The organism is Desulfovibrio sp. Fe33 (assembly GCF_028532725.1).
Lineage (GTDB): Bacteria > Desulfobacterota > Desulfovibrionia > Desulfovibrionales > Desulfovibrionaceae > Pseudodesulfovibrio.
In genome coordinates this window covers 140,597-159,486 of record NZ_JAQKGU010000009.1, presented here as the reverse complement: position 1 = coordinate 159,486, position 18,890 = coordinate 140,597, and the positions used below count along the sequence as shown (strand labels likewise).

General features: G+C 63.7%; 17 protein-coding genes. 7 read left to right on the top strand and 10 right to left on the bottom strand.

Annotated features, from left to right (window positions below; translation table 11 throughout):
* Window positions 1–336, bottom strand: coding sequence for a TraR/DksA family transcriptional regulator (locus PSN43_RS12570; RefSeq protein ID WP_272701078.1), 336 nt, complete (start codon window positions 334–336; stop codon window positions 1–3).
* The gene (locus tag PSN43_RS12565; RefSeq protein ID WP_272701077.1) at window positions 333–1,490 is read right to left on the bottom strand and encodes a pyridoxal phosphate-dependent aminotransferase; all 1,158 of its coding nucleotides are present in this window, start codon (window positions 1,488–1,490) and stop codon (window positions 333–335) included. Before PSN43_RS12565 ends, PSN43_RS12570 begins: the two co-directional genes overlap by 4 nt.
* Window positions 1,491–1,688: 198 nt before the next feature.
* On the opposite strand from PSN43_RS12565, the gene PSN43_RS12560 reads away from it, so the two are divergent.
* Together PSN43_RS12560 and PSN43_RS12555 are read left to right on the top strand one after the other, a co-directional pair.
* A complete protein-coding gene (locus PSN43_RS12560) occupies window positions 1,689–2,630 on the top strand; it encodes a phosphotransferase (protein WP_272701076.1) in 942 nt (313 codons plus the stop codon).
* A gap of 5 nt (window positions 2,631–2,635) precedes the next feature.
* Window positions 2,636–4,081, top strand: coding sequence for a protein adenylyltransferase SelO (locus PSN43_RS12555; protein ID WP_272701075.1), 1,446 nt, complete (start codon window positions 2,636–2,638; stop codon window positions 4,079–4,081).
* Window positions 4,082–4,873: 792 nt separating this feature from the next.
* Here the strand turns inward: PSN43_RS12555 and PSN43_RS12550 are convergent.
* From PSN43_RS12550 to ahbB, 6 genes are all read right to left on the bottom strand, one after another.
* Window positions 4,874–6,121 carry a hypothetical protein gene (locus PSN43_RS12550; protein WP_272701074.1) on the bottom strand — a complete coding sequence of 416 codons (1,248 nt, stop codon included), beginning with the start codon at window positions 6,119–6,121 and terminating at the stop codon, window positions 4,874–4,876.
* Window positions 6,122–6,194: 73 nt separating this feature from the next.
* Window positions 6,195–6,602, bottom strand: a complete 408-nt coding sequence (locus PSN43_RS12545; protein ID WP_272701073.1) for a cytochrome c3 family protein — start codon at window positions 6,600–6,602, stop codon at window positions 6,195–6,197.
* 167 nt (window positions 6,603–6,769) lie between these two features.
* The gene (cobJ, locus tag PSN43_RS12540; RefSeq protein WP_272701072.1) at window positions 6,770–7,516 is read right to left on the bottom strand and encodes a precorrin-3B C(17)-methyltransferase; all 747 of its coding nucleotides are present in this window, start codon (window positions 7,514–7,516) and stop codon (window positions 6,770–6,772) included.
* The gene (locus PSN43_RS12535; RefSeq protein ID WP_272701071.1) at window positions 7,509–8,537 is read right to left on the bottom strand and encodes a cobalt-precorrin 5A hydrolase; all 1,029 of its coding nucleotides are present in this window, start codon (window positions 8,535–8,537) and stop codon (window positions 7,509–7,511) included. The genes cobJ and PSN43_RS12535 overlap by 8 nt, the downstream gene beginning before the upstream one ends.
* A gap of 149 nt (window positions 8,538–8,686) precedes the next feature.
* Window positions 8,687–9,946: a glutamate-1-semialdehyde 2,1-aminomutase gene (gene hemL / locus PSN43_RS12530; RefSeq protein ID WP_272701070.1), complete on the bottom strand. Its 1,260-nt coding sequence runs from the start codon at window positions 9,944–9,946 to the stop codon at window positions 8,687–8,689.
* Window positions 9,947–9,956: 10 nt separating this feature from the next.
* Window positions 9,957–10,433, bottom strand: a complete 477-nt coding sequence (gene ahbB / locus PSN43_RS12525) for a siroheme decarboxylase subunit beta (RefSeq protein ID WP_272701069.1) — start codon at window positions 10,431–10,433, stop codon at window positions 9,957–9,959.
* Window positions 10,434–10,565: 132 nt separating this feature from the next.
* On the opposite strand from ahbB, the gene PSN43_RS12520 reads away from it, so the two are divergent.
* The 4 genes from PSN43_RS12520 to cbiD are packed head-to-tail and all read left to right on the top strand — an operon-like array spanning window position 10,566 to window position 14,437.
* Window positions 10,566–11,558, top strand: coding sequence for an NAD(P)H-dependent glycerol-3-phosphate dehydrogenase (locus PSN43_RS12520; RefSeq protein WP_272701068.1), 993 nt, complete (start codon window positions 10,566–10,568; stop codon window positions 11,556–11,558).
* Window positions 11,559–11,571: 13 nt separating this feature from the next.
* Window positions 11,572–11,850, top strand: coding sequence for a hypothetical protein (locus PSN43_RS12515; protein ID WP_272701067.1), 279 nt, complete (start codon window positions 11,572–11,574; stop codon window positions 11,848–11,850).
* An 11-nt stretch (window positions 11,851–11,861) separates the two neighbouring features.
* Window positions 11,862–13,358 (top strand): SDR family oxidoreductase, encoded by a 1,497-nt coding sequence (locus PSN43_RS12510; protein WP_272701066.1) that lies wholly within the window; start codon window positions 11,862–11,864, stop codon window positions 13,356–13,358.
* A 2-nt stretch (window positions 13,359–13,360) separates the two neighbouring features.
* Window positions 13,361–14,437: a cobalt-precorrin-5B (C(1))-methyltransferase CbiD gene (cbiD, locus tag PSN43_RS12505; RefSeq protein WP_272701065.1), complete on the top strand. Its 1,077-nt coding sequence runs from the start codon at window positions 13,361–13,363 to the stop codon at window positions 14,435–14,437.
* Window positions 14,438–15,991: 1,554 nt separating this feature from the next.
* Here cbiD and fsa read toward each other — a convergent pair.
* Window positions 15,992–16,642, bottom strand: a complete 651-nt coding sequence (gene fsa / locus PSN43_RS12500) for a fructose-6-phosphate aldolase (protein WP_272701064.1) — start codon at window positions 16,640–16,642, stop codon at window positions 15,992–15,994.
* Window positions 16,643–16,790: 148 nt separating this feature from the next.
* Between fsa and cbiE the strand changes: the two genes are divergently transcribed.
* Window positions 16,791–18,035 (top strand): precorrin-6y C5,15-methyltransferase (decarboxylating) subunit CbiE, encoded by a 1,245-nt coding sequence (cbiE, locus tag PSN43_RS12495; protein WP_272701063.1) that lies wholly within the window; start codon window positions 16,791–16,793, stop codon window positions 18,033–18,035.
* On the opposite strand, the gene PSN43_RS12490 is transcribed toward cbiE, so the two are convergent.
* Window positions 18,032–18,799, bottom strand: a complete 768-nt coding sequence (locus PSN43_RS12490; protein WP_272701062.1) for a substrate-binding periplasmic protein — start codon at window positions 18,797–18,799, stop codon at window positions 18,032–18,034. The genes cbiE and PSN43_RS12490 overlap by 4 nt on opposite strands.
* Window positions 18,800–18,890: the final 91 nt, after the last annotated feature.

Genomic DNA, 18,890 nt, shown 5'->3' with positions numbered 1-18,890 from the left:
CTACTCGGCGCAGTCCACGCAATACCCCGTTTCAGGCATGGCCTTGAGACGGGCCATAGGGATCGGCTCCCCGCAGTCCATGCACAGGCCGAATTCCTCGTCATCGTCCGCCCGCTTCACGGCCTCCCGCAGCCGGGCCAGGCGAACCCTGGCCTTGGAAAGCTGGGCTTCGGCCACGGACTGGTTGACGATGTTGTCCATGCGCGAGATTCGCCCAATGGCGTTGTCCGGAGCCACGGGCTTGACCAACTCCGCGAGCCGGGGAATTTCCGTTTCCAGGGCCGCGATCTCTTCGGCGGCGAACTTCTTGAATTCCGTTCTTTCCTTCTCGGTCACGAGAGCCTCCCCAGACGCTGCATGGCGTCCTCCAGCACATCCATTTCCTTTGCGAAACAGAACCGGGCCAGCGTTTCCCCCACAGGGCCGGAATAAAAGGCCGAGCCGGGCACACAGGCCACGCCGGTCTTTTCCAGCAGATACAGGGCGCGCTCCTTGGCGGTTGCGCCGGGGAGGGACGTCACGTCGGCGAGCGTGTAGTACGCCCCGGACGGGACATGCGGGGCCAGCCCGACCGATCGCAGGGCGTCGCAAAACCGGTCCCGCTTGAGCTGATGGTCGTCGGACACCCCCTGGTAATAATCCACACCGAGTTCCTCCAGCCCCTTGGCCGCGCCGAGCTGCAACGGAGCCGGAGCGCAGACGTAGACCAGATCGCTGAAATGGCCGATGGCCAATGCCCATTCAGGATCGCAAAGGGCGTAGCCGAGCCGCCAGCCGGTGATGGCGAAGACCTTGGAAAACCCTGAAATGGTGATGGTCCGCCGGGCCATGCCCGGCAGGGTGGCCGGAGACACATGCTCCCGCCCGTCGAAAACGAAATGTTCGTAAATCTCGTCGGTAAAGACGAACAGGTCGTGCGCTTCGGCAAAATCGGCGACAAGGGCAAGTTCCTCGCGGGTGAAGACCTTGCCCGCCGGGTTGGACGGGGTGTTCAGAATGATGGCGCGGGTTTTCGCTGTCACGGCCCGTTCCAGGTCTTCGGCGGCGAATCCCCATTCGGGCGGCTCCAGGGTGACATAAACCGGCTTGATGCCCAGGGAAACCATGGTCACGATGTGGTAGCCGTAGTACGGCTCGAAGACCAGGACCTCGTCTCCCTCGTCCAGCAGGGCCAGGCAGGCGGAATAGAACGCGCCCGTGGCTCCCGCCGAAACCACCACCTGTCCGTCCGGGTCGAACTCCATGCCGGTGAACCGCTTCTGCTTGGCCGCCACGGCCTCGCGCAGGCGCGGCAGACCGTCGAAGCGGGTATAGATGTTGGTTCCCGCCCGCATGGCCTCCTCCGCGCCCCGGATGACCGGTTCGGGCACGGGCAGATCGCATACGCCCTGGGCCAGGTTCACCCCGGACACCTTGGCGCATTCAAGGGTCATGTTTCGTATTTCCGACTGGGCCACAAGCGGTCTGCGCTTGCTCACTTTCAAGGACATGGGGTACTCTCAGGTTGAAACGGGTAATCAACGACAAAGTTCAAGCATACAGCATATCATCCCGGAATAAAACCCTGATCCCGACCCGGAGCGGCGACGCCTCCGCCAGGCGCGACCACGGGTTGACGGTCGGCACAACGCCCATATAGGCTCGACCATGACCAAACCGCAGCCCATGGGGCTGACAATAGGACCGCCATGACCGATCTGCTCACCCTTTGGGGACTGTCCTCCGGCCGTCCCCGCACGGATATCGTCCTGCCCGGCAGCCCCGAGAGGTGCCTGTCCCGGCGCGCCATGGAAGACGGCCAGGGCCGAATCTGGATGCTCGAGACATTGCGCCCAGGCCAGTTCGACAGACGCGAGCGCATCGCCCGCGCCCTGGACCGGCTCGGCCGGGCCGGACTGCCCGTGCCCGCCTATCTGGCAGGGCCGGACGGATGTTTCGTTGTCGAACACGAGGGGCAGCACCACCAGCTGTCTCCGTTCATTCCCGGCGACCCACTGCCCCAGCCCGAATACATAGAGGATGCCGCGCGCGGCGAAAGCCTGGGCAGGTTCCTTTGCCGCCTGCGCGAGGTCTCGGGCTGCATTCACGAATTCAATGACGAGCCCCCATTTCTCCTGGAGCGATACGTCGACGAGCTCATGGCGGCCATGGCCGCACGCAGGCCGGACCTTTACGAGACCCTCTCCCCGGTCCTGCCCGCGCTGACGCCCCTCTTCGAGGCGTGGCCGAGCCTGCCCGTCTCCTTTTGTCACGGCGACTTCCATCCCCTGAACATCATCTGGCACGGCACTTCCGCCGCGGCCGTCATCGACTGGGAGTTCGCCGGAATCCGCCCCTGCCTGTTCGACGCGGCCAACTGCCTCGGCTGCGTCGGCATTGAGGACCCCCACGCCCTGGTACGCGGCCTGGCCCCGGCCTTGCTGTGCACCCTGCGCCAAGGCGTGTGCCTGGACAGGACCTCCCTCGCGCTGCTGCCGGAAATGGTGCTCGCCCTTCGCTTCGCCTGGATGTCCGAATGGCTTCGCCGCCGCGACGAGGAAATGATCGGGATCGAGGCCCACTACATGCGCCTGCTGGCCAATTCGCTGGACACCCTGCTCCCGGCCTGGCTCAACATCCTGGGGGAATGAACGCCATGCGCTTCATCAACAGCTACGCGCATCTCCCCGAGGTCTTCTTCCAACGAATCGACCCGGAACCGGCGGCCGCGCCCTCGCTCATCCGTCTGAACCGCCCCTTGGCCGACCGCCTTGAGCTGGACCTGCCCGGGAACGACGCCGACCTGGCCGCCTTGTTCTCCGGCAACCGGCTATTGCCCGGATCCGCGCCCATTGCGCAGGCGTATGCGGGGCACCAGTTCGGACAATTCGTGCCGCAGCTCGGCGACGGCCGGGCGCACCTGCTGGGCGAGGTGGTCAACGGCCAAGGCGAGCGGTTCGACATCCAGCTCAAGGGCTCGGGCCGCACCCGCTTTTCGCGCGGCGGCGACGGCCGCTCTCCCTTAGGGCCGGTGATCCGCGAATACGTGGTCAGCGAGGCCATGCACGCCATGGGCATCCCGACCACTCGCGCCCTGGCCATGGCCTCCACGGGCCAGCCGGTGTTCCGCGAGGCCGAGTTGCCCGGCGCGGTCCTGACCCGCGTGGCCTCGGGTTTCGTGCGCGTAGGCACCTTCGAGTATTTCGCGGCGCGGCGTATGGAAGACGCCGTCCGGCAACTTGCCGATCACGTCATCGACCGGAACCATCCCGCCGCCCGAAAGGCCGACAATCCGTATCTCGCCCTGTTCGAAGCAGTCTGCGAGGCCCAAGCCGGGCTGATGGCGAAATGGATGTGCGTCGGGTTCGTGCACGGAGTCATGAACACGGACAACACCGCCGTAAGCGGCGAAACCATCGACTTCGGGCCGTGCGCCTTCATCGACCACTACGACCCGGAAGTGGTATTCAGCTCCATCGATCACTTCGGACGCTACGCCTTCAATCGGCAGCCCTCCATCATGGCCTGGAACCTGGCCTGCCTCGGCGGCTGCCTCATCCCCCTGCTGGATGAAGACGAAGCCCGTGCGCACAAGGCCGGCGAAAAGGTTCTGGAACAGTTCATCCCGGCCTTCACCGACCATTACCGCCAAGGACTTTGCCGCAAAATCGGACTCCCCGGCGACGACGAATCCTTCAATCTCGCCCGACGCCTTCTCGACCTCATGCGGCGCGACGGGACCGATTTCACCAACGCCTTCCGCGCCCTGAGCGCAGCCCAGACCGACCCGGCCCCGTTCGCGGGCCTCTTCGCCCCGGACGAGGAAATCCGCGCATGGCTCGACGACTGGCGTGCCCGATTGGCGTTGACAGGGGCCGCAGACACGGCACGCGAGACCATGCGTTCCGCCAACCCGGCCTTCATCCCCCGGAACCACCGCATTGAACAGGCCATCCGGGCGGCGGAGCACGGCGATTTCACCCCGGCGAACAAGCTCATCGAAGTGCTCCGGCGGCCCTACGACGACCAGCCGGAAAACGCCGAATACGCCGCCCCGCCGCGCCCCGAAGAGCGCGTAGAACAGACTTTCTGCGGCACGTAGGCGGAGAGTAGGGAGGTTGGGAGAAGGGAGAGAAAAACTTTGAAAAGGGAACCATCTCCTACTACCTGAAGACGAAAATCAGGCATTGAATGCCGCTTTGCGGCGATAGACGGGTGATTTCGCCTCCGGCGGGCAAGGGTTCGCACCCTTGCATCCCCTGTATGCGCCTTCGGCGCGGCTTTTTCGGCTTCGCGGCTGCGTAGAACAGACCTTCTGCGGCACGTAGGCAGAGAGTAGTGAGGTTGGGAGAAGGGAGAGAAAAACTTTGAAAAGGGAACCATCTCTCCTACTCACTGAAGACGAGAATCAGGCATTGAATGCCGCTTTGCGGCGATTGTCGGGTGATTTCGCCTCCGGCGGGCAAGGGTTCGCACCCTTGCATCCCATGTATGCGCCTTCGGCGCGGGCTTTTCGGCTTCGCGGCTGTGTAGAACAGACCTTCTGTGGTACGTAGGTGCAGAGTGGTGCGGGCGAGGGAAGGGAGAGAAAAACTTTGAAAAGGGAACCATCTCTCATACTCCCTGAAAACGAAAATCAGGCTTTGAAACCCGCTTTGCGGCGATTGTCGGGTGATTTCGCCTCCGGCGGGCAAGGGTTCGCACCCTTGCATCCCATGCATGCGCCTTCGGCGCGGGCTTTTCGGCTTCGCGGCTTTCTGCTCCGAAAGCGGGGGGGCTTATTCCTTGTTGGGCATTTATTTGATGGAAGGTGAATGGAAAAGGCCTCACCCTGACGGGTGAGGCCTTTGTAAATTCTTTGAGACGGAGTTGGCCTTTCGGCCGGGATTTGCGGCTAGTCGTCGAAATCGGCAGCCAACGCGGCGATCTCCTCGCGAATGATTCTGGCGGCTTCCGCCGGGACCATCTGGGCTATCTCGTCGCGTAGGCGCAGTTCAAGCTCCTCCACACGGCCCTCCAACTGGCGCACCTTGGCCTGAAGCTCCGCAAGGGTGGGCTCGCCCTCCCCTGCCGGGATAACCGGGAGCTGGCCCGTCTCGCTCATGTCTTCGCCCATGCTCTCGTCCATGCTGTCGGACGGTCCGGATTCGGCGGCCAGCGCCTCATCCAGGGACCCTTCGTCCAGATCCATGACCATGTCGTCGTCCATCTCGGCGTCAACCTCTTCGGAATCCACAACGTCGGACACGTCCACCTCGACGTTGTCCAGCAGGCTGTCCACGTCCTCGATGTCGTCGTCGCCCAGCTCGTCCAGGCCGGTAAGCTCGGCGTCCATCAACTCGACGCTCGGCAGATCGTCCGCCGCCGGGGCCTCTTCAAGCTCTTCAACTTCTTCCATGACGGCGTCGGGCTCCACGACGGGCAAGGCCTCGTCGACCAGTTCCACGATGGGTTCCTCGGCGGCGGGCGCATCGTCCAGGGCGGGCTCCGACCCGGACTCGAAAATTGTCTCTTCCGCTTCGGCCGGGGATTCCTCCCCGATCAGGTCGTCGAGATCGATGAGCGGTTCCTCTTGGGGTTCTTCGGACACTTCGGGCTCATCGGAACCGAAGGAAACAGGCTCCTCGGCGAGATCGTCGAGATTGATGATCTCGTCGTTTTCGCCGGACTCTTCACCGGCGGAAAGCTCCATGTCGTCTTCCCCGGTTTCGGACGCCACCGCCCAGGTTTCACCCTCGGCGGCATCGGCCTTCTCGACCAGATCGACGACCTCGTCGAGCACGATCAATTCGTTCTCGTCGTCAAGCTCTTCGACCGGTTCTTCAACCACGTCGTCCAAAAGCAAAAGATCATCGCCCTCCGGCGCGGAGCCGCCCGCGGCGGGTTCCCCCACCACGTCGTCCAGAACCAGCAACTCGTCATTGGCGGGTTCGTCCCCGGCCACGTCGTCGAGCAGGACGGGACCGCCGCTCTCGTCGGGAACGGGGGCGTCCTCAAGGTCGTCGGCGAACAGGTCTTCGAGTTCCTGCTCGAAATCCGCATCCACGGAATCGAGATCGAAACCTTCGCTCTCGACAGCGGGTTCGTTCAGTACGTCGCGCACGTCGGCGTCGTCTTTGGGAGGAGGCGGGGCAGGGGTCATGGGTTACCTCCGGAGGACCGGTTTAAAAAGGGGGGCCGTTCTGGACAGCCCCCCTAGTATTCACCCTAAAGGCTTATTGAGGGTGGCATTCCTTGCAGCTGACCGGAACGGCCTTGCCGGCCTTCTTTTCCTTCTTGTGGCAAGCCAGGCAGGAAGCGTCGGACTTCTTGCTGTGGAAGGCGGCGTAGAAGCCGGTGGGCTCCTTCTTGGCGGCCTTGCTGGCGTCCACATGACAGCCCTCGGCGGCGCAGCTCTTGGCTTCGTCCGGGGTGGCGGACTTGTGGTGGCAGACCAGACAGTCGATGCCGCCGTCCACATGTTTCTTGTGCGGGAAGGTCACGGGCGTCTTGGTAGCCTTGGCGCCGGCGGGGACCTCGATGGTGATGGTGTCTGCGGGCGCGTTGGCAGCGATGACCACGGGCAGGCAGAAGACACAAACCAGGGCGGCCACCATCAAGCTGATGATGAGAGACTTCTTCATTTACCTAGTTCCTCCTGTTGCATAAAAGATAAACAGTCACACTCTCTACTATGCGGGATAAATAAGTATCCACCCCCTGTCAAGGAGGGGGCTGCCATCGTAGACCCTTGCTTTTACCCGATAAAGGACCTTGAACGCAAGGGGGATTTCCACTTTGATTTACCGCTTCAGAGGGCGTATTTGCTGTGATATCCCCTAGGCGTGAGCATCCGTCCGCCGACCAGCCGGGTGGCCGAGTTGCCCACTATGAGAACAGTCTGCATGTCGACCTGCTCCACGTCCACCGCGTCGAGCCGGACGGCTTCGACCCTTTGGCCCGGACGGTACGCCTTGCGCACGATGCCGACCGGCGTTCCCGGCCTGCGGAACTGGCCGATGATCTCCAGGGCCTCTTGCAGGTGGCCGCTGCGCTTCTTGGAGCGGGGGTTGTAGATGGCGATGACGAAATCCGCGCTGGCCGCGGCCTGGAGCCTTTGCTGAATGCGCTCCCAGGGAGTCAGCAGGTCGCTCAGGCTGATGGAGGCGAAATCGTGCATGAGCGGCGCGCCGAGCAGTGCGGCGGCCGCGTTGAAGGCGGCCACGCCCGGAACGACCTCAAAAGGAACCGTTCCGATGAGGCCCTCGCTTTCGAGAACCTCCATGAGCAGACCGGCCATGGCGTAGATGCCCGCGTCCCCGGAGCAGACCATGACGGTCTTTCTCCCCGCGCGGGCGTGCTCCACGGCCTGCCGGGCGCGGTCCACCTCGCCCATCATGCCCGTGGAGACCACGGTCTTGCCTTGCAGCAACTCTTCAGGGACCAGCTCGATGTACGCCTTGTACCCGGCCACGACATCGGCTTCGGCAATGGCCGCACGCGCCGCCGGGGTCAGCAGGGATTCGTCGCCCGGTCCGAGGCTCACAGCCTTAAGCACGATTACTCCTGGCTACCGCCAAGGTTACGGTTGAAGTCTTTTCCTTGCTGACGAGGAGTCCCCCGCCGTGGGAGGCAAGCATGGCGGACGCTTCGGCCACGCTCGGCACGCCCATGTGCTGCTGGACGCGGTCAGAGGGCGTAGGCGCATCGACGGCGGCGAGCTGGGCCGTGGTGTAGAAGACGGGGTCCACCCCGAATTCCTCGGCGGCCTCCAGCAATCCGGCCTCGTTGCGCTTGGCCTCCACCGATCCGACGGAAGCGATGGACTCCATGGCCAGACCGTATTTCTTGAAGACCATGTGCACGTGGTCCAAAATTTCGTAGGTCGTGATGTCCCGGCGGCAGCCGATGCCCAGATGCAGCATCCTCGGATGCAGGGGCAGGCTCCCCTCGGGGGCGTCGTTGTGCCACGAGACCCAAATGCCGGGGCTCGCCTCGTTCCAGTCCTCGTAGCCCGCACGGCCTTCGAATCCCGCGTGCCAGGCCAGCCCGAGCCAATCCTCGGGATCGTACACCTGGACGATGCGGTTTTCGAGCAGGGCCATGTTCACGTCCTTGATCTTGCTGATATTGCCGATGGCCAATCCCTTGGCCATGGCCAGGCTGTCGATGGACAGGACGCCCGCCGAATCCGTGGCGGTGGTGATGACCGACTGCCCGCCCATGGTGCGCGCGCACCTGTCGGCGAGTTCGTTGGCCCCGCCGAGGTGGCCGGACAACAGGCTGATGGCGAAAAGCCCGGCCTGGTCCATGCAGACAACGGCCGGATCGGTCTCCTTGCTCTGAAGGTGGGGCGCGATGCAGCGGACCACTATGCCCGCGGCCGCCACGAACACGTGGCCGTCAAAGGCATTGAAGGTGGCCGAGACAAGGTATTTGAGAGACTCGAAAGGAATGGCGCCTTCCGCTTCCAGGGGTTTGGAGGCGTAAAGGGTGCCGTGCAGTCGGGCGGCCAAAAGCCTTCCCACCGCCAAGCCTTGGGAGGTCAATGCGTAAACGGCTATTTTCTTTGCTGGCATTCGTTTCATTTATCAGCAACCTTCAATTGGGGGAAGGGAAAAACGATACAAAATGAGGTGGTTTTTCATTTTCCACCGCAGACCGACGAAAAACGGGCCGGACCCCGAAGGGGTTCCCGGCCCGATCGCATGAGCGGTTTCGACGCGACCTAGAACGTCACGGCCCGGGCCGCGGCCAGGGTCTTCTCGAAATCCTCGTCCGAATGGGCGAAGGAGGTGAAGGCGCACTCGAAGCCGGCCGGGGCCAGGTAGATGCCCCGGGCCATCATCTGCCGCCAATAGGAGGCATAGGCGTCGCCGTCGCACTGGCCCGACTCGACCATGTTGGTCACGGGCTTGTCCGAAAAATACATGGTGAAGGCCGAACCGGCCTGGGCCACGTAGACGGGCTTGCCCTTGGATTCGACGATGGCGGCCAGCTCGCCGGTCAGAGCCTTTGTCCTGGCCTCCAGGGCCGCATAGTCGCACTCCTGCAAACGCTTCAGGGTGGCCAGCCCGGCGGCCATGGCCACGGGGTTGCCGGACAGGGTGCCCGCCTGGAACACGCCGCCCACCGGGGCCATGTGCTCCATGATCTCGCGCTTGCCGCCGTAGCAGCCCACCGGGAACCCGCCGCCGATGATCTTGCCCAGCGTGGTCAGGTCCGGGGTGATGCCGTACCGCTCCTGGGCTCCGCCGGGGGCGAGCCTGAAGCCGGTGATGACTTCGTCGAAAATGAGCACCGCGCCGTATTCGGTGCACAGGTCGCGCAATCCCTGGAGGAAACCGGATTTCGGCAGCACCAGGCCCATGTTGCCCGCGCAAGGCTCGACGATGACGCAGGCGATATCATCGCCGGATTCCTCGAAGAGCTTCCGGACAGCTTCCAGATCGTTGTACTGGGCCAGCAGCGTATGGCTGATGACGGCCTCGGGCACGCCGGGGGTGCCGGGCACGGTGCCCGCGGCGGAACCGGCGGCGGCCAGGAAAGCGTCGGCGTGTCCGTGGTAGTTGCCGATGAACTTCACGAACTTGTTGTGGCCGGTGTAGCCGCGCGCCAGCCGCAGGGCGGACATGGTGGCCTCGGTGCCGGACGAGACCATGCGCATCATCTCCATGGACGGGATGAGCTTGTTGATCTCTTCGGCCAGCAGGACTTCGCCGAGGCAGGGAGCGCCGTAGCTGGAGCCGTGGTCCACGGCCTCATGGGCGGCGGCGTTCACGGCCGGGTCCTGGTGTCCGAGCAGCATGGGGCCCCAGGAAAAAACATAGTCGATGTACTCGCGGCCTTCCACGTCGAAGAGGTGCGCCCCTTTGGCGTCGGCGATGAAGACCGGCTCGGAATTGACGTATTTGCAGGCCCTCAGCGGTGAATTGACGCCGCCGGGCATCAGGGTCAGAGCCCTTGCGTAAAGCGATTTCGAATCCATGTCGTGCTTCCTATTTAAAATAGACCATGGAGGTCTTTTTGAGTTCCTTGAGGGACCGAAGCGTGCAGTGGTCGTCAATGCCCACGGCCTTTTCCAGCTCGGCCACCACCTCGTCGGTGTGGCCGGGACGCTCGCCGTGGATCATGGTGTAGACGTTGTAGGTCCACTCCGGATAGGTGCGCCGGACGTAGCAGTGGGAAATTTCGGGCCGGTCCGCGAAGACCCGGCCGACCTCCTCGGTGCGCTCGTCCGGGACGCGCCAGGCGACCATGGCGTTGTGGCCGTAGCCAGCCTTCTGATGGCGCAGGGTGGCCCCGAAGCGGCGGATGATCCTGCGCTTCTTGAGGTCGCCGAGAAGGTCTATGACCTCCTGCTCGGTAACGCCGACGGCGTCCGCGATGGTCTTGAACGGACGCTCGGTGTCCGGCAAATCCCCGCCCGCCAGGGCGAGTATCCTTTCCTCGGTTTCGGTAAATTGTATTGCCATGTGGGGTCTATACCTTCGACCGTCCCGGGATGCAACCGGCGCGGACGGTTTTCCCGGCCCCGCCGCCCTTGCCACCGCCGCGCGCGCCACGTATGCTTAACGACTCGACAAACCAGCCAAGGAGACCATCTGATGAAAATAGCTGTTCTGGGCGCGGGCGCATGGGGCACCACTCTTGCCGACATGCTCGCCAAAAACGGAAGGGACACCACCCTGTGGGCACGCGAGCCCGAAGTAGTGGAGGATATCCGCAGCCATCGGGAAAACCGGGTTTTCCTGCCCGGCGTGACCCTGTCCGAGGCCCTCAAGGTCGAGTCCGACCCCGAAATCGCCTTTGCCGGGGCCGACTACTTCCTGGTGGTCATCCCCAGCCAGTTCATCCGCCCGGCCCTTGCCGGATTCCGCGACCTGCTCCCGAACCGCCCGGTCATCATCAACGCGTCCAAGGGCATTGAGCTGGACTCCCTGGCCCCCATCTCCCGCGTGGTGGCCGATGCGCTGGAAGGCAAACGCCCGCGTTACGCGGCCCTGTCCGGCCCCTCCTTCGCCGCCGAGGTCTCCCGCGACATGCCCACCTCCGTGTCCCTGGGCTGCGAGGACCACGACCTGGGCCGCGAGTTGCAGGAAGTTTTCTCCACCCCCTATTTCCGCGTCTACTTCACTCCGGACTACCGGGGCGTCGAGCTGGGCGGCGCGGTCAAGAACGTCATCGCCATCGCCGCGGGCATGGCCGACGGCCTGGGCTTCGGCCACGACGCCAGGGCCGCGCTGATAACCCGGGGCCTGGCCGAATTGAGCCGCCTGGGCGAGGCCATGGGCGGCCAGGAGCGCACCTTCATGGGCCTGTCCGGCATGGGCGACCTGGTGCTGACCTGCACCGGCGACCTGTCGCGCAACCGCCAGGTTGGCCTGCGGCTCGGCCAGGGCGCCAAGCTGGAGGAGATCATCGGCGAGATGAAGGCCGTGGCCGAAGGCGTCAAGACAACCAAATCCCTGCACCATCTGGCCCTGAAACTCGACGTGGAGTTGCCTATTACCGAAGAGGTCTATAGTATCCTCTATGAAGGCAAGGACCCCGGCCAGGCCACCCGCGACCTGATGAGCCGGGACCTCAAGGACGAATAACCGGAGCTTCACCATGCGCCGATCCCTCATCGCCACCCTTTTCGCCATGCTGGCCGCGGCCGCCCTGCTCCTTGGGGGCTGCGCCAAGCCCTGGACCCATCCGGACTACTCGGGCAAGACCCTGGACCGGAAGTTCAAGGAAGATTCCCTCACATGCGAAGTGCAGGCGGGCGAGAAGTTCCCCCTGGACAAGCACAAGCAGAACGCGCAGTTCATCATGTGCATGACCGATCTGGGATGGAACTACCACCCGGACGGCGAAGGCATCACCTTCCAGACCAAACCCCGCTAGGCGGCGACGTCATGGATGCCGCGCAGGTTCTCGTCCTGGGTTCCACGGGCTATGTCGGCGGGCGTCTCGTGCCGCTGCTTCTGGAGCGCGGCCACCGGGTCCGGGCCGCGGGCCGCAGCGTGGAGAAAATCCGCGCGCGGTCATGGGGCGGCAAGGCGGACGCCGTGCAGGCCGACATGCACGACCCCGAAAGCCTCAAAAAGGCCGCCGAAGGATGCGACGTCTGCTTCTACCTGGTCCACTCCATGGCCAAGCCGGGGCGCGATTTCGCCGAACAGGAGCGCGACGCGGCCTACAACATGGTCGAAGCCGCCAACCATGCGGGCCTCAAACGGATCATCTATCTCGGCGGGCTGGGCGAGGACAGGGAGGATCAGCCCCTTTCCAAGCATTTGCGCTCGCGGGCCGAAGTGGGGCGCATTCTCGCCCTCGGCCCGACCAAAGTGACCACCCTGCGCGCCGCCCAGATCATCGGGTCGGGTTCGTCCTCCTTCGAACTGGTCCGCTACCTGGCGGACCGTCTGCCGGTGATGATTACCCCGGCATGGGTGCGCACCCGGACCCAGCCCATCGCCATCCGCAACGTGCTCGGTTACCTCGCCGGGTGCCTGGAGAACGACGCCACCGCCGGATTGACTCTGGACATAGGCGGACCGGACGTTCTCTCCTACGAGGAGCTGTTCCACCTCTACTCCGAGGTTGCGGGCATCCCCCGGCGGCGGCTGCTGCCCATGCCCTTCGTCACCCCGCGCCTCTCCTCCTTCTGGGTGTCCATGATTACCCCGGTTCCAATGCCCCTTTCCCGCGCCCTCATCGAAGGTCTTCGCAACGAGGTGGTCTGCCGGGACGCCCGCATCCGCGACCTCGTGCCGCAGGAACTGCTCTCCTGCCGCGAGTCGATCCGCCGCGCCCTCGAAAAGACCGAGCAGCAAGCGGTGGAAACCTGCCTGTTCGACGTGGGGTCCGCGTGTATGCCCGAATGGGCCTCGGCCAACGACCCGCATTACGCGGGCGGAACCCGCTTCGAAATGGGCTACAAGGCCCGGTTGCAGGGTGACCCGAAAAAGGTCTGGGAACAGGTGGCACGCATCGGCGGGGAGCATGGCTGGTATTTCGGCGACCCGCTGTGGCGGCTGCGCGGCTTCATCGACAGGTTGCTGGCCGGACCGGGAATGCACCGGGGCCGTCCGCGCGGCGACGACGCCCCGCGCGTGGGCGATGCACTGGATTTCTGGCGCGTGATCGCCTCGGACGAGGAACGGAGGCTGCTCCTGTTGGCCGAAATGCGCCTGCCCGGCGAGGCGTTGCTCGAATTCCGCATGGACGCCCAATGGGACAATGCCGTGGACCTGTCCATGACCGCCAAATTCCTGCCGCGCGGCCTGACCGGCATACTCTACTGGTACGCCATGTACCCCTTCCATGTGCTGCTCTTCAAAAACATCGTCGAGAACATCTCCGACCTCGCGGGAACCATCCTCTACGAACCCGCCAGAAGGATTCGTTAATCATGGACAAACAGCTCAGAACCGGCAGGACCACCGGCACCTGCGCCGCAGCCGCGGCCATGGCCGGCATCCGCTTCCTGATCGCGGGCGAACGTCCCGACGCGGTGGACGCGCCCCTGCCTCCGGGCGGATTCCTGACCGTGCCCATTGAGCGCATCGCACCCGAGGGAAACGAGGTGCGCACGACCGTAATCAAGGATGGCGGCGATGACCCGGACGCCACCCACGGTCACGAAATCCAGGCCGTGGTGCGACTGGACCCCGACGGCCCGACGCCGCCCGCCGTGACGCTCGAAGGCGGCAAGGGGGTGGGCCGCGCCACCCTGCCCGGCCTGCCCGTGAACGTGGGCGAAGCCGCCATCAACCCCGACCCTCGGCGGCAGATCGAGAAAGCGGTCCGGCTGGCCGCTTCCGGGCTCGAATCCGGACGCATCCTGGTGACGATCGAAGTTCCCGAGGGCGAGGCCATCGCGAAAAAAACCATGAACCCGAGGCTCGGCATCGTCGGCGGCATCTCCATTCTCGGCACCCACGGCATCGTCAAGCCGTACTCGCACGCCTCGTGGATGGCGACCATCGACGAGGGGTTGAGCGTGGCCCGCGCCCAAGGGCTCGATCTGGCGGTCATGACCACGGGCCGCAGAAGCGAACGGCTGTACCAGGAGACCCGGCCCGGCACGCCGGAAACGGCCCTGATTCAGGCCGCCGATTTCTTCGAATTCTCCATGCGTTCCGCTGCCGACCATGGATTCGGCCGCGTCGCCTGGTCCGTGTTTTTCGGCAAGCTCGTCAAACAGGCGCAAGGGTTGCCGTACACCCACGCGGGAACGTATCCCGTGGACTTCGGGCTGCTGGCCCAACGCAGTCTCGAAACGGGCTGCGATCCGGTGCACGAACCGATCATCCGCACGGCCAACACCGCGCGGCAGGTCCTCGACCTTCTCAAGAACGACCCGGCCCGTCCGGCTCTCGTCGCCCGGCTCGCCGCGCTCGCCAAGAAAGCCGCCGAAGCGTTCTCCGATGACCGTGTCGCGGTAGAATATCTCGTGTTCGATTTCGACGGAGAGCGGTTGTTCTAGACAGAGGCGTCTTCTTTTTCTTTACTTTTGTAGCGCGGGAAGGTGTGCCGCGCTTCGCGGCAGACCGTGCGCGTTCTCATCACGTTTTGTTTCGCCTTTACGGCGACTTCCTTTTTTGCTGGCGCAGAAAAAAGGAAGCAAAAACTGCGCCTTTCGGCCCTTGCAGCTCCCGAAAGCAGTGGCCAAGAGCCTGTAGCGGCTTTCGCTGCCCGACAGGATGTCCGTCTGCGACGGACGCAGTCGGCCTACGCTTCGCCGCTTCAGACAGGCTCTAGGCCCCGGCTTTCGAACGTCTCCCGCGCAAGCGAGGGCCGCTCTTCTAGATCAATAAGACCTATTTCCGGCTCTTCGTTCTCGAAGGCCCTCCCCAAGGCGAACGCAAGGCAAATGGTCTACTACGAGCTCTAGCCCTGGATCAGCGGCCTAGAAGCCGACCGCGAAGGGGCGGCGGCTCCTGTGACGAGGAAGGAAAGACCTGCGAGAGTGAGAAGCTGGCCAGCGGGAAAGGGCTTATACCTTTGCTCGGATGGAGCCGACCCGAGCGGATCGGATTCTTGCCGATGATCCTGCGGGCGGCCGCGCTGGAAAAGGCCCTTTTCTTTCGTCTATTTCTTTTGGGCCAGCAAAAGAAATGGACCCCGCCGGGAGGGCATGGAGGTTGAAGGGGCAAGGCCCCTTCACTGGCTCTCGCGCCAACGGCGCGCTTCTTTCCATCAAAAGAAAAGCCGCCCCTTAGGGCGGCCTTCCATATTTGTTTTTTTTGGGAGGAGAGCGCGTGAAGGTGTGCCGCGCTTCGCGGCAGACCGTGCGCGTTCTCATCACGTTTTGTTTCGCCTTTACGGCGACTTCCTCTTTTGCTGGCGCAGAAAAAAGGAAGCAAAAACTGCGCTTTTCGGCCCTTTCAGCTCCCGAAAGCAGTGGCCAAGAGCCTGTAGCGGCTTTCGCTGCCCGACAGGATGTCCGCCTGCGGCGGACGCAGTCGGCCTACGCTTCGCCGCTTCAGACAGGCTCTAGGCCCCGGCTTTCGAACGTCTCCCGCGCAAGCGAGGTACTGTCTTCAAAATCGATAGACCTTATTCCCCGCTCTTCGTCCTCATAGCCGCTACCCAAATCCACCCCGAAGGCGGTTGCACTCGGCTAGCCCCCTTACGAGCACCAGCCCTGGATCAGCGGTCTAGAAGCCGACCGCGAAGGGGCGGCGGCTCCGGTGACGAGAAAGGAAGAACCTACGAGAGTGGGAAGCTGGCCAGCGGGAAAGGGCTTATACTTTTGCTCGGATGGAGCCGACCCGAGCGGATCGGATTCTTGCCGATGATCCTGCGGGCGGCCGAGCAGGGAAAGGCCCTTTTCTTTCGTCTATTTCTTTTGGGCCAGCAAAAGAAATGGACCCCGCCGGGAGGGCATGGAGGCTGAAGGGGCAAGGCCCCTTCACTGGCTCTCGCGCCAAAGGCGCGCCTGACTTATCGTAATCGCGCACCTCCCCGCGAGGAATCACCCATCTTAATCAAAAACAAAAAAGCCGCCCCTTAAGGCGGCCTTCCTGTTTCCCGTCATCTATTCACTTTTCTGGAAAGCTTCCCAGTCGGCCAGGAAAGTGGCCAGCCCCTTGTCCGTGAGCGGGTGCTGCATGAGCTGCATGATCGTCGCATACGGCAAGGTAATCACATCCGCGCCGATGAGACCGGCCTCAAGCACGTGCAGGGGATGCCGCACCGAAGCGACCAGAATCTTGGTTTCGAAATCGTAATTGTCGAACATGGTCCGCATCTGTTCCACGCCCTCCATGCCGGACTGGCTCAGCCCGTCGAGCCTGCCGACGAACGGCGAGACGTAGGTGGCTCCGAGCTTGGCGGCCAAAAGGGCCTGCGTGGGCGAAAACACCAGCGTCACGTTGGTCCGAATGCCCCGTGCGGTCAGCTCCCTGAGAGCCTTGAGCCCCTCCGGGATCATGGGAATCTTGACCACCACGTTGGTGCCGAAGGACACCAGGTCTTTGGCTTCCTTTATCATTTCCTCATGGGTTGTGCCGATGACCTCAAGGGAGACCGGGCCTTCCACCAGCTCGCAGATACGCGCGGCCTGCCTGCGCCAATCGCCGCCCTCGCGGGACATGAGCGTGGGATTGGTGGTCACGCCGTCGAGCAAGCCGAGCTCGCCCACTTCACGAATCTGATCCAGGTTGGCGGTATCGAGAAAGAACTGCATGTTTCCTCCTAGGTGGCGGGGCGGGACGCTCCGGGGTTTGCAGGGCTGTTCATAACATAAACGAAATTAAGTGAAAACCATCCACAATCGTTTTCCTTTCATGCGCATTATCCTTCCCCCCCGGCTTTGTTTCGTTTACATTGCGGCAATGAGCAAGACAAAACCCGTCCGCATCATCGGGCTGCCGCCCGGCTCCCTTTCCCTGCCTGAAACCGCAGCCTTGGCCCTCGCCGAAGCCGACCTCGTGGTGGGCGGCAAACGGCTCCTTGAGGCCTGTCCGGACAGCTTGCTCCAGGCCCATGCCCATCGGCTGGCCATTACCGGTTCTCTCAAGCCGGTGATCGAAACCATACGCAAGGCGGCCAACAAGGGACGCCAAGTGGTGGTTCTGGCCGACGGGGACCCGCTTTTCTTCGGCATAGGCAAGCGCCTGGGCGAGGAATTGGGCCGCGAAAACCTGGTGGTGGAGCCGAGCCTGTCCACGGTGCAGTTGGCAGCGGCCCGGCTGGCCCTGCCGTGGCAGGAGATGGACTTCGTCTCCCTGCACGGGCGCGACGACTACGCCCCGCTCTATGCGGCTTTGGTCCGCGCGGACCTCATCGCTGTCTTCACCGACGCCGAGAACTCCCCGGCCGAAGTGGCCCGCGCCCTGCTCGAACGCGGGGCAGACTGCTTTTCCATGACCGTGCTGGAAAACCTGGGCGCGCCCGACGAGCGCATCAGGCCCCTGGCGTTGTGGGAAACCTGGGGCATGGATTTTTCGCCCCTGAACCTGGTTATCCTGGAACGTCAATACCCGCCGGAGATAGGTCTTTCCCTGGGCATCCCGGATCACTTCTACCTGCATCAGAAAAATCTGATTACCAAACTGCCCGTACGCGCGGCCGGACTGGCCCATCTGAATGTGGCCCCGGACTCCACCGTCTGGGACCTTGGCGCGGGCTGCGGCTCCGTGTCCATCGAGGCGTCCCACCTGGCCAGGCGGGGACGGGTCTTCGCCGTGGAACGGAACAAGACCCGGGCGGCCATGATCCGCGAAAACATCCGGCGCACCGGGGCGTGGCTGGTGGACGTGGTCCTCGGCGAAATGCCGGGCGCGCTTGAAGGTTTGCCCGAGCCGGACCGCATCTTCATCGGCGGGGGGCTCGGAGGGGAATCCAACCAGGACACCGTCCTGCTCGAAACGGCCTGCAGCAAACTCAAGCCGCGCGGACGGATCGTGGTCCACTGCATTCTTCTCGATTCCCTGCACACGGCCAAAGCCCATTTCCAGGCGCACGGCTGGCACTTCGGCGTGACCCAACTCCAGGCGTCGGCCACGGACTCCCTGGCCGGAGACCTGCGTTTCAAGGCGCAGAATCCTGTCTTCGTGCTCTGGGCCGAAAAGCCCTAACGCTGCTTGCCGTCCTTTCCGCTCCCGACGGCATACGATGCCGCCAGACGGGAGTAGGTCCCGTCGGCCCGGATTGCGGCCAGTCCTTCATTGAAGCGAGCCAGGAGGCCGCTCGCGCCGGGATACGCCCTGGAAACCATGAGGCACAGGTGCGCAAGGGCCCACGGGGTGGGTGTGGAGCCGAACTGGCTTACGCGGTCGGGGTAGACGCGTTTGACGAGCGCCCAACCCGCCAATTCATCATCGGCGAACAGGGCGCACCGCTCCTCCCAGACCTTCCTGATGCCCGAGACCTCGCTGGAAGCGTAATCCATGCTGAGTCCCTTCGCCTTGAACACCTCCTCGTAATGATGGCCGGTGGTCCCTGCGATGGTGAACCCGCGCAGGTCCTCGAAGGAAGTGAAATCGTAGTCGCCCAGCCTTCCCTTGAGATAAAAGAAAACGTTCCGGCTGGTCCAGATCGTATCGCTGAACCAGGCGTATTCCTCCCGTTTCGCGGTGTGGGCAAAGGGAAAGGCCGCAAAGACGTCGCCCTGGCGGACCATCATGGCGCACCGCCGCCAGGGAAGCATCAGCACCGTCGTCTTCACCCCGCTCCGGGCGAACGCCGCCGCGACCACCTCGACCAGCAGCCCGGGCCGGTCCTGACGGTTCATGACGTTCGGGGCGTACTCTCCGGCGACAAGCGTGACGGACTCCTCGGCCCGAACCGGGGGGACGGAAAGCGACAGCAGGAGGACGAAAAACGCCAGGATTCGGATCATGGCCCCTATTAACACGCCCGTACGGATTCCGCCTCCATTATTTTCCATGGAGCGGCGGCTCTGTGGTGGCGCGCGGCGATCGCATGTATTA

Excerpts from the sequence above, each read along its gene's own strand:
- PSN43_RS12565 (WP_272701077.1), bottom strand. The coding sequence starts at position 1,490 with ATGTCCTTGAAAGTGAGCAAGCGCAGACCGCTTGTGGCCCAGTCGGAA.
- PSN43_RS12560 (WP_272701076.1), top strand. The coding sequence starts at position 1,689 with ATGACCGATCTGCTCACCCTTTGGGGACTGTCCTCCGGCCGTCCCCGC.
- PSN43_RS12555 (WP_272701075.1), top strand. The coding sequence starts at position 2,636 with ATGCGCTTCATCAACAGCTACGCGCATCTCCCCGAGGTCTTCTTCCAA.
- PSN43_RS12550 (WP_272701074.1), bottom strand. The coding sequence starts at position 6,121 with ATGACCCCTGCCCCGCCTCCTCCCAAAGACGACGCCGACGTGCGCGAC.
- PSN43_RS12545 (WP_272701073.1), bottom strand. The coding sequence starts at position 6,602 with ATGAAGAAGTCTCTCATCATCAGCTTGATGGTGGCCGCCCTGGTTTGT.
- PSN43_RS12535 (WP_272701071.1), bottom strand. The coding sequence starts at position 8,537 with ATGCCAGCAAAGAAAATAGCCGTTTACGCATTGACCTCCCAAGGCTTG.
- hemL (WP_272701070.1), bottom strand. The coding sequence starts at position 9,946 with ATGGATTCGAAATCGCTTTACGCAAGGGCTCTGACCCTGATGCCCGGC.
- ahbB (WP_272701069.1), bottom strand. The coding sequence starts at position 10,433 with ATGGCAATACAATTTACCGAAACCGAGGAAAGGATACTCGCCCTGGCG.
- PSN43_RS12520 (WP_272701068.1), top strand. The coding sequence starts at position 10,566 with ATGAAAATAGCTGTTCTGGGCGCGGGCGCATGGGGCACCACTCTTGCC.
- PSN43_RS12515 (WP_272701067.1), top strand. The coding sequence starts at position 11,572 with ATGCGCCGATCCCTCATCGCCACCCTTTTCGCCATGCTGGCCGCGGCC.
- PSN43_RS12510 (WP_272701066.1), top strand. The coding sequence starts at position 11,862 with ATGGATGCCGCGCAGGTTCTCGTCCTGGGTTCCACGGGCTATGTCGGC.
- cbiD (WP_272701065.1), top strand. The coding sequence starts at position 13,361 with ATGGACAAACAGCTCAGAACCGGCAGGACCACCGGCACCTGCGCCGCA.
- fsa (WP_272701064.1), bottom strand. The coding sequence starts at position 16,642 with ATGCAGTTCTTTCTCGATACCGCCAACCTGGATCAGATTCGTGAAGTG.
- cbiE (WP_272701063.1), top strand. The coding sequence starts at position 16,791 with ATGAGCAAGACAAAACCCGTCCGCATCATCGGGCTGCCGCCCGGCTCC.
- PSN43_RS12490 (WP_272701062.1), bottom strand. The coding sequence starts at position 18,799 with ATGATCCGAATCCTGGCGTTTTTCGTCCTCCTGCTGTCGCTTTCCGTC.